We start from the raw sequence: 16,036 nt of genomic DNA on the forward strand, positions 1-16,036 counted from the left end.
TCCTTCTTCACAGGGATAAATAACCATAGGATAATTCATATTTACTCTCCTTCTATTAATTGGATAACTCTTTTAACATACACCGATTTGACTCGATTACGATGTACTGGGATAACAAAAATTGTATCAGCTTTCTGAAAAATATGATGACTACCACTAATTCTATCAAGAATAAATCCCTCTAATTCTAATAATTTACGAATGTCCGTAAAGGTTACATTATTGGGACTATTTTTTAAACGCTCAATTAGTTTATCTTTTTTGACCATTTTATCTGTGTTCGCAACTAAAAAGGTGGACTAAAAAAGCCCACCCTAAACTAATAATTAACCCTTCTCTCTCAACTTATCCAAAACACTCGGATCAACCACCGTAGACTTATCTCCTACAATGTCTTGACCGGCAGCTATTTGACGTAAGAAACGCCGTACAATTTTACCCGATCGCGTTTTTGGAAGTGCCTCAGCAAACTGAATAGTACCCGGACGAGCGATCGCACTGATCTTAGTGACAACGTGCTGCTTTAACTCTTTGTTCAACTCATCACTGGGGCTATAATTATCCTTTAAAGTAACAAAAGCATAAATATCCTCTCCTTTCACCTCATGGGGAACCCCTACCACAGACGCTTCAGCAACGGCAGGATGAGACACTAACGCAGACTCTAACTCCATTGATCCCAAACGGTGTCCCGATACATTCATCACGTCATCGGTACGGCCCATAATCCAAAAATAGCCGTTTTCGTCTTTCCGCGCACTATCACCAGCAAAATAGACCGGTTTACCTTCAACTTCAGGAATGGGGTCCCAATAGGTCTTCTGGAAGCGTTCAGGGTTCTTATAGACGGTGCGTAACATACTGGGCCAGGGATGTTTAATAACGAGGTATCCTCCGGCATTGTCGGGAACTGCATTACCGTCTTTATCTACCACATCGGCAATAATACCAGGGAAAGGTCGTGTCGCTGATCCGGGTTTAGTGGGGGTGGCGCCAGGTAAGGGTGTAATCATGATCCCACCGGTTTCGGTTTGCCACCATGTATCAACAATAGGACATTTTTCACCCCCAATAACTCGGTGATACCACATCCACGCTTCGGGGTTGATGGGTTCCCCAACGGTTCCCAATAAACGCAAGGATGAGAGATCCCGCGCATTGGGTAACTCTTCTCCCATCTTCATGAATGCACGGATAGCGGTGGGTGCAGTATAAAAGACATTAACCCCATATTTTTCTACCACATCCCAGAAACAACCAGGGTTTGAGGGACGGGGAACCCCTTCGTACATCAAGGATGTTGCACCATTGGACAATGGACCATAGACAATATAACTATGTCCTGTGATCCAGCCTACATCGGCAGTACACCAATAAACATCTGTATCTTTGAGATCAAAGATCCATTTTGTGGTCATGTGAGTATAAAGATTATAACCGCCGGTGGTGTGGACTACGCCTTTAGGTTTTCCTGTACTACCACTGGTATAAAGGATGAATAGAGGATCTTCGCTATCCATGACCTCCGCATCGCATTTAGGAGAGGCATCTTTTTGGAGATCGTGCCACCAATAGTCCCGTCCCTCACGCATGGTAACGTCTTGTTTGGTTCGTTGTACCACAATCACTTTTTCGACGCTAGAAGCCCCATTTTCGAGGGCCTGATCCACTTCTATTTTCAGGGGAACAATCTTATCTTTGCGAAAACCCCCATCCGCAGTAATGACAACTTTAGCCTCTGCATCTTCTAGGCGATCGCGTAAGGCTTCGGCACTAAACCCACCAAACACGACGCTATGGGGCGCACCTATTCTAGTACAGGCTAACATAGCGATCGCTGCTTCGGGAACCATGGGCATATAGATCCCAATGCGATCGCCTTTTTGGACTCCCATGTCTTTGAGTACATTGGCAAACTGACACACTTCTCGGTGAAGTTCCCCATAAGTCAGGGTGCGAGAGTCGCCGGGTTCCCCTTCCCAGATAATAGCTGCTTTGTTCCGTCGCCAAGTGGTAAGATGGCGATCGAGGCAGTTATAGGACATATTGATTTTGCCATTGATAAACCATTTGGCATTGGGTGGGTTCCAGTCGAGAACTTTATCCCATTTCTCGAACCAATGTAATTCTTGTTCTGCTAGTTGGGCCCAAAAGCTTTCGGGATCGTTTTTGGCCTTCTCATATAGTTCTTCATATTGTTGAAGACTTTTGATATGTGCGTTGTTAGAAAACTCAGCAGGTGGTTGAAAAACTCGTTCTTCTTGTAAGACAGATTCAATGTTATTTTTTTCGGAGGATGCAACCATAAGTATAGACCTCAACAAAGGTTTATGTAATCTTTATGATTGTAAGTCGTAAGTCATCTTTAGAAAAGGTTTTGACTGATTTACAAAAATTAATAAAAATCTCTACTTTTTGATCCGACTTCTTGGATTAAATTGCCGATTCAGTCAAAAGTTTGATTTTTACAAAAAATCTCAGATAAAACTTAAATATTGTTAGAATTATAAGTGAAGATTTCCGATAAAACTAATGTTAAAACTTAGAGATTTTTGGATAGTGATCGCAATTTTTTGTTTCTCAATGGGGCTGTATGATTTTGTCCAAGTTAAGTCAGCGAATCAATCTGGAGACTTGCTTCAAGAAACAAGAAGTAGAGCTAATGCTTATACTGAGATTGGATTTGGAGTTGGTTCGATAATTATTTATCAATTAGCCAGAATCAACGCTAAATTAAAAGAGTTCAACGAAACCTTTAAAAACACGAATAGAGGTTTTCAAGGAAGTATAACAACTCTCCCTAAATCTACTAGGAAAATTCCACCTCTCGAAAGTCACAAAAACTAAGGAATTTTTTCAAGAAGGAGGTTAAGTTGCTTGGCTATGATGATCGACCATAGCTTGATAGACTGAATAGTATTCAAGCAATGATATTTAAACAGATTTCTCAAGAGGATATAGTAAGAGTCTATTTATGAAAATTAGTTAATAATAAATATGTCTAAATTATCCCCTCGTAAAAGAAAAGTCACCCGTCTTCATCGGATTAGCCATATATTAGACAAAGCCATACCTATTCCAGGGACAAAATGGACAATAGGATTAGATCCCATTTTAGGATTAATACCAGGGGGTGGGGACATTGTAGCAGGTGTATTATCAGCTTATATAATTATAGAATCAGCACGAATGGGATTAAAGCGTAAGGTGATTGGGCAAATGGTAGCTAACGTATTGTTAGATTCATTAGCAGGTTCAGTTCCCATACTAGGTGATGTTTTTGATGTGACTTGGAAAGCTAATGTAAGAAATATAGAGTTATTAGAACATCATTTAAACTATACTCCTGAAACTAAGAAAGTTAACCCACTTTTTTTGTTTGGGTTAAGTCTATTTTTAATTTTAATTGTATTAGGATTTACTCTTTTGACATGGGTGATAGTAATGTGGGTCTGGAAAAAAAATACAGTTAGTAACTGAAATTATTCAAGAAAAGGTTTATCAGAATAAAAAGATAGGTTTCAATTGAGATGAAGTTTAAATCTAGTAACAATTGAAATAATAAATATTTTTTGATTTACTAATCTGATAATATATTATTATGATTCGGTAAACCATTAAGGGTAAATCATGGGCAAAGTTTGGGAACTCGATTTTTATTCACGACCAATTTTAGACGAAAATAAGAAAAAACAGTGGGAAGTCTTGATCTGCGAAACCCAGACAGATACAACAGAGTCCCTAGAAAATGGGTTTCGTTACGCTCAATTTTGTCCTCCCAATACCGTCAACTCCATCTGGTTACGGGAAGCATTAGAAACTGCCATAGAGAAAGCAGGAGAAACCCCCAGTAAAATCCGCTTTTTCCGCCGTCAGATGAATAATATGATTGTAAAAGCTTGCGAAGATGCCGGACTCGTCGCCTCTCCCAGTCGTCGCACCTATACCCTCAATCATTGGCTAAATCAACGGTTACAAGAGTTTTATCCCGCTCAAGAAGGTTATAATGACAAAGCAGCTAGTAACACATCTGTGGCCTATCCTTCCCTCGATGCGATCGCGTTACCGGATGCTGTTAGAGGAGATAGATCGGATAAATGGGCCTTTTTTAGTCTCGAAGCATCAGCATTTGACGAGATGAAAGAGTGGGATATTCGCTTTGGGGAAGCCTTTCCCCTAGCATTAGCTGATCTTTCCCCTGACACGAAAATACCAGGGTTTATCATCTTTTCTCAACGGGCCCTACCCTTAGCGGGTTGGATGTCTGGGTTAGAATTAGTCTGTCTCAAGGTGCAAGAAAAACCTCGTCCTATCCTTTCTTTAGAAACTGGGTTAAGTGATAGTTGGATTTTAGCCAATTTAACCAATGAAAGCAGCGTGGCAGAAGCTAAAGGGTTTGAAGAAACAAAAAATAAAGCAAAAGGGGTTCATTTTCTCGCCATTCAATCTCGTCCCGATGTCGAGGCGTTTAGCGGTTTTTGGTTACTTAAAGACGATCAATCATGAAACCTTGAAAATAGACAGAGGGGTGTCATTTTTATCTTTAAATTAGCTTTAAGCTGATGGCTGACGGCTGATAGCTGAATGCTTACAGTATCAGTAACGACTATTTTTAGTGCTATAGAATAGGAAGAAAATAGCGACAATTCTAAATAGTAACTATGAATACACAATCTACCGTATCCAGCGATCACTGTATGATTCCTGTGATCAAAAGTCCTGAAGATTATCAAGTGTTTCGCATCACTCCCCAGGATACTAACCGTTTAGCGATCGTTTTTGATAGCAGTATGGCCGATGATTCTTTGACGGTTTGTGTGGAAATATTTGACCCCGGAGGAAGTACCCCAACCCATCGACATAACTTTGCATTAGAAATGTTTTTTATCCTCAAAGGAGAAGGGTTAGCGGTTTGCGATGGTAAAGATATTCCTCTCCATCCAGGGGATAGTTTATTAGTTCGTCCGACGGGTATTCATGAAATTAGAAATATTGGTAAAAATCGTTTATATGCAATCTGTTTCATGGTTCCTAATGAAGACTTTTCGGAATTGATTCGTAACGGGGTTCCGGAAAGTTTTGACGAAGAAGATTTACAAGTGTTACGAGGTTTCAAAAATTAAAAGGTCATGGAGTTTCTCAAATACTATCTACTATGATTAGGAGATTAATGAGATTCCTTGTTACCTCGGAATGACAGTTAAGAAAAATGGTTAACCTAGATAACGGTTAACGTTGTCTCAACAATCAAGTCATTATAATCAAAATCCCTGCGATCTTCAAAACCAAATACATTTTGATCTAAGAGACGTATGCGATCTTTCTTATCACGATTTGCTCCTAAAAACGGAAAGTAAACTGTTGAAGAGTTTTTCATAGTTTCTGGATTTGCATTAACAATCATAAAGGGAGCATAAATACTTCCTCCTGTGAAAATTTCAGTAAAATTAGCCGTTTGTTTATCCTTAACTTGTAACCCAATTTCTGACACTCGACGAGATAAAGCAGCTTCTCGATAACCTCGGCTTCCTGGGGTGATACCGTCAATTGTTCCCGTGAGATCGTCAATTTCATAAAAGCCAACAAAGTTATTTAAACTAGCACTACGACTGACCAAAAAGTCAGCTTGTACCTGCATTCCACTAAATTCTCGTAGGTCAAAAAGTTCTCCTTCGTCGTCACTTTGTTCAAAACTAATGGGTTCATTATTTTCTACGATTGGATCGGGATTTGTGGAATTGGGATTATCATTAATATCCGATTCGGTTTCCCCTTGAGTAATAGGGGTTACCTCATTATCATCAGGAGATTGAGAATTATTGTTATTCGAGAAGAAAAAAGCATCAGCAGTTAAGCTATCTGCATCGGTATTTTGAAGGATAGCAACGGGTTGATCAAAGATAGTGATAATGGTGTCATTATTGTCTTGAATGGTATCCCAAGATACTCCGCGATCGCTATCATCAAAACTGGTGTTGAGTAAGCTAATTTTATCATCTTCTAACGGATTAAAATCAGTAATAATATTCGGTTTAATGGGTAAGTCTTGTTCATCGGTAACAATGACAAAATCATCAGCATTTTCACCTCCAATGAGGGTATTATTTCCCCCACCAGTTCCCACAAAAAAGGTGTCTTTTCCAAACCCTCCATTTAAGGTATTATTGACTCCTGCAAAAACAATATCATCGCCGGTTTCTAAGTTAATTATGTTGTTTCCTGGTGCAAAAGTAACGTCAACAAAATCATTACCTAAACCAGCAAAAACAATCTGATTATTTCCATTAAAATTGAATCCATTATCAGAATCAACTGAGTCCATAAAGTCATCTTCTTCTGTTCCATAAACGGTTTGATCTTCAGAATAAGTAGTATTAGAGAAGAAGAAAGCATCAGCAGTTAAGCTGTCTGCATCGGTATTTTGAAGGATAGCAAGGGGTTGATCAAAGATAGTGATAATGGTGTCATTATTGTCTTGAATGGTATCCCAAGATACTCCGCGATCGCTATAATCAAAACTGGTATTTAAGAGACTAATTTTATCATCTTCTAACGGATTAAAATCAGTAATGATATTCGGTTCAAGGGGTAAGTCTTGTTCATCGGTAACAATGACAAAATTATCAGCATTTTCACCTCCTATGATAGTGTTATTTCCTCCCCCAGTTCCCACAAAAAAGGTATCTTTTCCAAACCCTCCATTTAAGGTATTGTTGACTCCTGCAAAGACAATATCATCACCCTCTTCTAAGTTAATTATGTTGTTTCCTGGTGCAAAAGTAACATCAACAAAATCATTACCTAAACCAGCAAAAAGAATTTGATTATCTCCATTGAAATTAAAACCATTATCGAGATCAACTGAGTCCATAAAGTCATCTTCTTCTGTTCCATTCACTGTTTTAGAAAAAGTATTATTAGCCTTTGCATTAACAATAAATTCACTAACAATGGTTGGCTGAAGAGAGGTAATACTATCAATATCAGCGAGTAACTCATCTTCTGAATAAGCTTCTATTCCGTAAGTGATTACCTTCAATTGTTGTGTTTTAGGGTCAATATCGAACTCTGTCCAACCATAAGTATGACCCACAAAATAATCACCTTGTATTAAAGTAGCATCAATTAAACCGTCTGCTTGGGGTAAATTATTATTGAGTCCTAATGGATCAAATCCTAATGGTGTTAATAAGACATTATTAACTGCTTGTTTAACAAAATCATCTTTATCATTCACAATGTCATCCGTATCCGGTGCAATGGGTAGGGAGTTATAGAAAGTTTGTAAATTAGAATTACCTGCAGTAAATAAATTACCTAAAAATTCACCTGTGGGGGCATCAAAAGCAACGGCCCCGGTGGTTATTTCAAACGCATTGGTGGCAATTTGTTCGCCGTTTACTTCTTCTTGATAGGTGAGATTATTAACAAAGGTTGTATGCACATCCGCAGCTACAAAAACCACATTATCAATGCTATTTTCGCTAATAAATTTGAGGATTTCGGTGCGTTCTTTTCCATATCCTTCAAACGCATCCGTATTGATCCCCGGAAAGATGTTTTGTATCGGTTCAGGAACCATGACAAATTTCCAAGTGATCCCATTATTTTCTGCCTCTAATAAGTCTTGTTTGAGATCAGAAAGTTGAACACTTCCGAGTAAGGTTCTATCTTCCGTTAAAGACTGATTTAAAACTGCTAAGCGATCGCCGATATTTAAAAAGTTTGCTGGGCCATCTAATGCGTCATCACGAAAGGAACGAGTATCTAAGACGAAAACAGCAGCATCACTCCCATAATTACTATAGCGATAGAGTTTCCGTTCTCCGTTAAATCTCTCGTCCCCTACATCCCCATAAAATTCGTCTCTGAGGGGGTTATATTCCTGGAAGGTTTGCATACCGTTTTCAAAGAGTTGCGTGTCATTGATCAACCCTTCTGTTTCGCTGAAGCGATCATCGGTGTCTGCTGTGGCCCCGCCGGCGAAGTCGTTGATCACTTCATGATCGTCGATGGTTGCAAGGATAGAAGTGTTGGCCCGTAACTCCTCCCAAAAGTTGAACCCGAAACGGGAGTCATACACCTCGCTATGTTTGGCCCGATACTCTTCTATGGTTTCTGCTTGTGGTTTACGGGTTCCGTCGGGGTTTTTCACTGCATCAGACTCGATGTCTGCATAGATAGTGTCCCCATGTTCAACAAAAAAGTCCAGATCCCGATCCACTGCATTGGCGATCGCAGGATAAGGGGCCAACTCTCCTCTCCAGTCTCCACTGACTCCAAAGGTTAACCCTGCGTTAGTTCCCAGTTCCGCAGACGTTTTAAACTCTCCTGTAGCGGTGTCTCCGGCTGCATCGGTCACACGATAGTAGTATTGAGTATTGGGGGTTAAGTTCTCAATTTCTACTTTAACGGGAAGGGTGGGATCAGTAACGGTGAGGGTTTCCGTTGCGATGATAGAAGAAAAGTTAGCATCGGTAGCGTATTCAATGGTTACGTCTCCTGTGAAGGTACTTCGGGCCCATAACACCGTACTATTTTGAGTAGTGTCACCGCTTGCAATACCATTAATGAGGGAGTTGGGGACAGGGTTACGGGGATCATATCCGTCTGTATTTAGTTTAAAGAAGGGTAAGGTTTCGCTTAAATCTTCTAAATTGATATATTTAAAATTGGTGTTAAAATTCTGAATTTCTCCATCTTCTGGATCTTGAAATACCGTTGCATCTTCGTTAGATCCATCATGAACGACTAAAAGTCCTTTGGGAAACTTATCCCCTAAAGCAACATTGATAATATCGGCCCCGTCAGATTCTTCCACACTATCGATCCCCCCTTCCCCCCTTACTAAGGGGGGTGTTTCTCCTACCACAAAGTTACCTAGATAAGAATTGCTTCCTTGGCGATCGTAGACAGCAAACGAACTATTTCCTTGACTTGAAGCTAATAGATAACCCTTTCCATCTTCTCCATAATAAATGGTTAATCCTTCCACATCTGCAGTTAAATTACTATCAGGATTAATATCTTTTACTGTATCAACTATGCTTGCTATATCATTGCTGTTAGGTTCGGCATAAAATTTCCAAATTCCAAACCCTTCTTGTCCCACATATAAATATCCTAATTCTCGATCCACGACCATTCCTTCAACTTGTGCATCTTCTACCTCACCCCCATCAGGAATAGGAACGAATAAGGTGCGAACAATCTCAGCAGTGATGTTACCTTGTCCATCAGATATTAATTCTAATTGGGCAATTTGATCTCCATCTGCTTGAGAAACAAAGGTATAAACTTGTCCAGTGACGGGACTGGTATAAGTAGCTAAACCATAAGCAGTTGCTTCGCCATCATCTATCCCAAAAATGGTTTCTAAAATGTTAGGAGATGTGATATCCGTTAACTGTTGTGTGGTGGGATCAATTTCAAAGATGACTAACGTATCATTGTGGCGATCGCTTACCACTGCGATGTCGATACTTTCTCCATCTAAGTTAAACCCATAAACCAGATCCACGTTGTTATAACGAATGTTATCGGGGATAATTTTTTGTAGTTCGTTTCCGTCTAAATCATAAACTGCTAATCCTCCATTTTTTAATGCGGTAATAACGATACTTTGTTCAACATCATCAGGATGAATGTAAATGGCTGGATCATCAGAATCCGAACCTTCAACTACATTTGGATCAGTGGGATCATCGTAACGAATTTCCGAAGGGGTTTCTAAGGTTGGGGTAACAAAGGGAATAGAATTAATATCGAGTTCAAAAGCGGCAAATTGGGTAAACTGACTCTCATTAAAATTGTTATCACTGACAACAATTAAGGATTGATTGCCATTGGGTAAAGTCGGACCAAAAGCTAATCCTTCACTGTTATCTAAGGTTATACCCAATTGATCAAAATCAATTAATAGACGTTTTTGTGCCACCGCATCTACATCAAAAAGCCCATCATTAGGATTATTAGGATCAATGGCTAAACTGTCAAACTGACTGATATCTGTCGCACCCTGTAAATTAACTTCATAGAGGCGAATATTGTTACCTACACCAGCAGCAAATGAGCGTTCTAACGCCAAGAAAGTTCCTGTATTATCAATGGCTAGTAATTCAACTAACCCATTATCAGCAAAACCACCGGAGGGATTAGAATCATTAGGAATAGTATCCGTAAAATAGAGAAATTCTTTACCTGCTTCTCCTGTTTCTAAGTCATATTGAAGAATTCTAACTGCACTTTCATCCTCTAGAGTTGAGTTAATTCCATCTTGCCATAACGCATTTTCTACGGCAGTATATAAATAGCGTTCATCAGGAGTAATGGTTAAACTTTCAAAGGCTTGATTATTGCGAATTCCACTACTTTGATCCGCCGTTGGTAAAAATTTAGAAGGGACTGGTAACGTATTAAACTGTTGTCCTGATAAAGAAAACTCATTGACAAATGGATTGAGTAATGTATTAGCATTACCTTCAGACGAAATAAATAAAGTACCCCGTGATGTTAAAGCAATGCCTTCTGGATCAACGCCATTATTAATAAATGGTTTGCCATCTTCATCTAATAAAGTGGTAACTCTATTAAAAGTAATATCTTTTACGTCTAAAATACCATCACTTAAATCAATATTTAGGGTATAGAAACGCGCATCATTTAACTGACTGCGATCATCAGATAACCCATAGTAAACCCGATTAAACTGATCATAAGCTAAGCCAGAAATACCGCCAAACTCTGTCCCTTCAAAGGTTAAACCTGTTGGGAAATTGACCCCACCAATAAAGTTAATACTTTTAACTGTTTTACGAGTTGAATCAATCATTGACTTTTCCACATTAACATCTGTATAAACTAAACGATGATCAGAACTAGGAAACGGAAAATTTCCCACTAAATCAAATAATGGATCATCAGAAGTCGGCCAAAAAACCCCACTTTCTGTAATCTCTAAATTCTCAGAAGGTAACACATAATCCACCCGTAAATTACCAGGATTATTATCATTAAAGTCTGCTGTGTCAAACTTAGGATTACCCACATGACTATTATTAATAGTTCCTTGTCTATTAGAAGCATCTAAACCCCCCTCACTTTCTGGAGTTACTGATGTATTAATATAAGGATTATCTAATAATTGATTAATGGCATTATTAACACTATCTCCGTCAAAGGGATCAGCATTTTGATCCCCTGCAATGACAAACTTTTCCCCTGCTTTTAACCCCCCAAAGTTTCCTTGATCATCATAAATATAACCACCCTTTCCTGGAGTAATATAATCTGCCCAAAAACGAATTTCATCATGATTTCTTCTTCCATTTCTATCTTCTTCACCATCAAATACTGGGGGGGTGGGATGACTCACTAAAAAATGTACAGTTTCTCCATTAATTAATAAGGGTAAATCCCAATGACTCTTAGAAGATAATCGAAAAACCTCTAATTCTTCTTCTGAATAATAAGACTCTCCACTCACCGGATCAACGGGTAATAAAGCATCCGGCATATCCTTCCATAAAAAGGTCTGAAAAGTCCGAACTTTACTAAAGTTAATTGAATACTTTGAATACACCGCCATGCCAAATTGCCCAGGAAAATTGCCAAAGCCGAAAGCATCATTTCCATAGCCAAATTCTCCAGGATTGGTAACAACTTCTCCATTGTTATCTAAATCAAAACCAGAGGCAATTCCTGTGTTAGATGGGGCAACATAAAAATAAGGGTAGTCAATGGGGTTAACCCCATTTTGACTTACGTTTAAATAGTTATTACTGTAGAGTTGAGCAGCACCCCCCACCCCATCAAAATCAAATTCATTGATTAAAATAACATCAGGATTAACCCGTTGAATAATCTCAGCAACCGTCTTACCTTGCTGATCATTTGGGGTCAATAAATCCGCAATTAATTCTCCCTCACTATTGCGATTTAAAGAGGCATTGAATGTGGCAAAACGAATCATAACTTTAACTGTTAGATGTTAGGGAAAATAGAAATAGACAAACCTAGAAATTTTCATTGTAAAACAAGCTATTTTCAGTCAATAGCTTAGATCAGTTATGAAAAAACGATTAAATTGTCGGAAAAACACTCAATAGCTTTAACCTTCTTTCTTGTTTGTCAATCACAACTAACAGGCTCGCATCTTTTGATTAAAATTAAATAATATTAGGGTTAAAATTCAGTTAACTATTAATTCGATTGACAAAAATTATAATATGTGCAACTATCTTAGGTTTGATTAAAATACTATTTAGTAATTATTAAAAGGTTAAGAATAATATAAGTCTAATTTAAGTCCAAATAAATCATTAAAAATACGTAAAAATATTTGACAAAAATTAACGAATGAATATATTTTTATAGGTGGGTTAGTTAATCTAAATGTGCTTTTTCAGGAAACGCAGGAAAAATCGAATTTCCCTGCGTTGAGGGAATTGTTCTGTCTTTTCATGAGCAGATTTTTTCCCCCTTAACTTGTTACTAATTTTTATTTTAACAGGAGCATACTAAATGTTTCTGTTCTCAATCAATCAATCATCCTGAAAAGTTACAGCCCAGTTTCTCTAAAAAATAAAAATAGTGAAGGCGATTAAAGATGGCTAAGAGCGTAATCTTCATTCACCCTGATGGGACGACCCCATCTCATTTTGCAGCAGGGCGTTTTGCGTCTGTTGGGCCTGATGGTCGACTTAACTGGGACCAGATGACCAATGCAGGGGTGTATCTCGGACACATGGACGATAGCATCGTTGGTACCTCGAATGGGGGCGCAGTGGTTCACGCCTACGGGATCAAATCCCATCGGGGTAGCTACGGTTTAGACGAACAAGGGAACCCTTACACCTCCCTTTCCGGCAGACAAGGCATGACCATTATGGAAGAAGCCATCGAAGCCGGCAAAGCCACCGCCGTGATTAACTCAGGCTTTATCGCTGAACCCGGCACTGGGGTATTCCTCGCTGATGTAGAAAGTCGTAGCGATGTCCAACAAATTACCCTAGAAATCGTCGAATCTGGGGTCGATGTGATCATGGGGGGTGGCGAAATCCACTATTTGCCCATTGGTACAGTAGGACGTTTTGGGGAAGAAGGAATACGGGAAGATGGGCGTAACCTCATCGAAGAAGCCGAAGCTATGGGTTACACCGTGGTTTATACCCGTGAAGACTTAGAAAATCTCCCCTCCGATACCCAGAAAGTATTAGGGATTTTTGCGGCGGAAGATACCTATAACGACACCACAGAAGAGAGATTAAAAGAGCAAGGTTTCGTTGACGAAGACGGTAACTTAATCTATTACGGGCAACCAGGAAACGAAAATCCTCCCACCATTGCCGAGATGCTACAAGCAACCCTCGACTTAGATCGTTTCCGCAACCCTGAAAACGGGATGTTTGTGGTCTTAGAAGAAGAAGCCACCGATAACTTCGGTAACAACAACAACGCCGGGGGAACCATTGAAGCCGTTTTACGGGCCGATGCAGCCATCGGTGTGGCCAAAAATTACGTCGATAATACCAATCCCGACACCCTCGTTATTACCGCTGCCGATAGTGATGGCGGTGGTTTAGAAACGGATGATCGCTCAGGGGAAACCGTTGGTACCACCCGAATTCAGCCTCCCTTTGATACGAGAGTCCCCTACGACGGAACCACCGGCAACGACACCGCCCCCTTTAAAACCGGCGCACCGGATGCCAATGGAGATAACTTTGAATTTGGGGTGTTATGGTCTGGGGGTCCTGATGTTGCAGGAAGCATTGTTTCTAAAACCTATGGTGTCAATGCCGAGAAACTCCCTGCCACCATCGATAACACAGGGATTTATCGCTTGATGTACGAAACCCTGTTTGAAACGGAGTTAGACGCACCAGAAGGGGTTCCCGACGATTTCAAGGAGATTACCCCTGCCCCCGAACCCACGCAAAAAACCGGTAACGTCATCTTTATTCACCCCGACGGAACCAGTCCCTCCCATTACGCTGCCGCCAGATTTGCCTCCGTGGGTCCAGATGGTCGCTTAAATTGGGATAAAATGACCGATGCTGGGGTTTACCTCGGTCACATGGACGATCGCTTAGTCGGCACTTCTAATGGGGGTGCAGTGGTTCACGCCTACGGTATTAAGCCCCATTCCGGTAGCTACGGTTTAGACGAAGAAGGGAACCCTTACACCTCCCTGTCCGGCAGACGAGGCATGACGGTGATGGAAGAAGCGATCGCCGCTGGTAAACCCACTGCTGTGATTAACTCAGGGTTTATTGCTGAACCCGGTACGGGGGTATTCCTGGCCGATGTAGAAAGTCGTAGCGATGTCCAACAAATCACCCTAGAAATCGTCGAATCTGGGGTTGATGTAATCATGGGGGGTGGCGAAATCCACTATTTGCCCATTGGTACAGTAGGACGTTTTGGGGAAGAAGGAATACGGGAAGATGGGCGTAACCTCATCGAAGAAGCCGAAGCCATGGGTTATACCGTTGTTTATACCCGTGAAGACTTAGAAGCCTTATCCGCTGATACCGAGAAAGTATTAGGGATTTTTGCGGCGGAAGATACCTATAACGATACCAATGAAGAGGCATTAAAAGAACAAGGGTTCGTTGACGCAAACGGCGATTTAATCCTGTATGGACAGCCAGGCAACGAAAATCCCCCCACCGTTGCTGAAATGCTAGAAGCCACCCTAGGACTCAATAAGTTCGCCAATGCTCAAGATGGCTTCATGATCGCCTTAGAAGAAGAAGGTTCCGACAACTTCGCCAATAATAATAATGGTCCTGGGACTGTTGAAGCTACCTTACGGGCCGATGCTGCCATCGGTGTGGCTCAAAACTTCGTTAAAAATGTTAATCCTAATACCTTAGTGTTAACCGCTGCCGATAGTGATGCTGGCGGTTTAGAAGTAGATGACACCTTTGACGATGAAACCGTGGGTACTGTAGGGACTCAAGCCCCCTCTGGTATCCAAGTTCCCCGCGATGGAGTCAGAGGAAACGATACCGCCCCCTTTGTGACTGGCGCACCGGATGCTGATGGGGATATTTTTAACTTTGGTATCGCTTACGCCAGTACCACTGATGTCGCTGGTAGTATTGTGTCTAAGGCATTCGGTTTAAATTCTGATAAGTTGGCTGCAACGGTGGATAACACCGATATGTACCGTCTCATGTACGAAACCCTGTTCGGGGTAAATCCTGACAGTATCTCTACCTTAGTCGGATTTTCGTCTTTACCAGCCGATACCTTTGAACCGGGACTACCTGGGGGTTCTGGTAATGATATCAGTTCTGGTAATCGCGAAACTCCCTTTGATGACCAACCCGTACAAGGGTTTAGTGGGGTACAGTTTGCCGAAGATGGTAACTACTGGTTCTTATCCGATAACGGTTATGGTTCAAAAGCCAATAGTGCTGATTATCTCCTAAGAATCTTTAAAGTTGATCCCAACTTCCAAACCGAAGACGAAGGAACCGGAGATGCAGAAGTTTTAGACTTTATTCAACTATCCGATCCTAACGATTTCATTGACTTTGATATCGTTCAAGAAGGCACCACCGAAAGATTCTTAACTGGGGCAGATTTTGACGTTGAATCCATTGTTGTCACAGACGATCGCATTTGGATCGGAGAAGAATTCGGTCCTTATCTATTGGAATTTAACTTAGATGGGGAATTACTCAGCGCACCCATTGCTACCCCTAATATTTACAACTTCAACACCTTAGACGGTGAAGATCCCTTAGTCATTGCCCATCGGGGTGCAAGTGGCGATCGCCCTGAACATACCTTAGGATTCTTGGGTCGGGATCTCATTGCTGCTTACAATCTTGGCATTGAATTCGGGGCCGACTACATCGAACCGGACTTAGTTCCCACCAAAGATGGGGTACTCATTGCCCGTCATGAGAATGCTTTAGCCGTTGTTGAAACCGATGCCAATGGCGATCCCTTATTCGATGAAAATGGGGAATATGTCATTGATAGAAGTTCAACTTCAACTAACGTTTATCTCTTACCTCAG

Annotated in this window: 8 protein-coding genes; 5 read left to right on the forward strand and 3 right to left on the reverse strand. The window is 40.6% G+C overall.

Annotated elements, in window-relative coordinates; all coding sequences use genetic code 11:
- Nucleotides 1–41: 41 nt before the first annotated feature.
- Nucleotides 42–269, reverse strand: a complete 228-nt coding sequence (locus tag C4E06_RS26540) for a type II toxin-antitoxin system HicA family toxin (RefSeq protein ID WP_008276657.1) — start codon at nt 267–269, stop codon at nt 42–44.
- 57 nt (nt 270–326) lie between these two features.
- A complete protein-coding gene (gene acs, locus C4E06_RS26545) occupies nt 327–2,306 on the reverse strand; it encodes an acetate--CoA ligase (protein WP_107671332.1) in 1,980 nt (659 codons plus the stop codon).
- Between the two features lie 226 nt (nt 2,307–2,532).
- Here acs and C4E06_RS26550 point away from each other — a divergent pair, with 226 nt between their 5' ends.
- The 4 genes from C4E06_RS26550 (at nt 2,533) to C4E06_RS26565 (ending at nt 5,123) form a co-directional block, all read left to right on the forward strand.
- A complete protein-coding gene (locus tag C4E06_RS26550; RefSeq protein ID WP_107671333.1) occupies nt 2,533–2,847 on the forward strand; it encodes a hypothetical protein in 315 nt (104 codons plus the stop codon).
- Between the two features lie 150 nt (nt 2,848–2,997).
- Nucleotides 2,998–3,480, forward strand: coding sequence for a DUF4112 domain-containing protein (locus C4E06_RS26555; protein ID WP_107671334.1), 483 nt, complete (start codon nt 2,998–3,000; stop codon nt 3,478–3,480).
- Nucleotides 3,481–3,630: 150 nt separating this feature from the next.
- Nucleotides 3,631–4,506, forward strand: a complete 876-nt coding sequence (locus C4E06_RS26560; RefSeq protein ID WP_107671335.1) for a Tab2/Atab2 family RNA-binding protein — start codon at nt 3,631–3,633, stop codon at nt 4,504–4,506.
- A 155-nt stretch (nt 4,507–4,661) separates the two neighbouring features.
- A complete protein-coding gene (locus tag C4E06_RS26565; RefSeq protein ID WP_107671336.1) occupies nt 4,662–5,123 on the forward strand; it encodes a cupin domain-containing protein in 462 nt (153 codons plus the stop codon).
- A 95-nt stretch (nt 5,124–5,218) separates the two neighbouring features.
- On the opposite strand, the gene C4E06_RS26570 is transcribed toward C4E06_RS26565, so the two are convergent.
- Nucleotides 5,219–11,971 carry a phytase gene (locus C4E06_RS26570; protein ID WP_107671337.1) on the reverse strand — a complete coding sequence of 2,251 codons (6,753 nt, stop codon included), beginning with the start codon at nt 11,969–11,971 and terminating at the stop codon, nt 5,219–5,221.
- Between the two features lie 636 nt (nt 11,972–12,607).
- On the opposite strand from C4E06_RS26570, the gene C4E06_RS26575 reads away from it, so the two are divergent.
- The coding region (locus C4E06_RS26575) for an alkaline phosphatase (protein ID WP_198649065.1) at nt 12,608–16,036 on the forward strand (3,429 nt) is incomplete at its 3' end.

The organism is Cyanothece sp. BG0011 (genome assembly GCF_003013815.1).
Lineage (GTDB): Bacteria > Cyanobacteriota > Cyanobacteriia > Cyanobacteriales > Microcystaceae > Crocosphaera.

Coding starts and splice junctions, on each gene's coding strand:
- C4E06_RS26570 (WP_107671337.1), bottom strand. CDS start 11,971: ATGATTCGTTTTGCCACATTCAATGCCTCTTTAAATCGCAATAGTGAG.
- C4E06_RS26560 (WP_107671335.1), top strand. CDS start 3,631: ATGGGCAAAGTTTGGGAACTCGATTTTTATTCACGACCAATTTTAGAC.
- C4E06_RS26550 (WP_107671333.1), top strand. CDS start 2,533: ATGTTAAAACTTAGAGATTTTTGGATAGTGATCGCAATTTTTTGTTTC.
- C4E06_RS26565 (WP_107671336.1), top strand. CDS start 4,662: ATGAATACACAATCTACCGTATCCAGCGATCACTGTATGATTCCTGTG.
- acs (WP_107671332.1), bottom strand. CDS start 2,306: ATGGTTGCATCCTCCGAAAAAAATAACATTGAATCTGTCTTACAAGAA.
- C4E06_RS26555 (WP_107671334.1), top strand. CDS start 2,998: ATGTCTAAATTATCCCCTCGTAAAAGAAAAGTCACCCGTCTTCATCGG.
- C4E06_RS26540 (WP_008276657.1), bottom strand. CDS start 269: ATGGTCAAAAAAGATAAACTAATTGAGCGTTTAAAAAATAGTCCCAAT.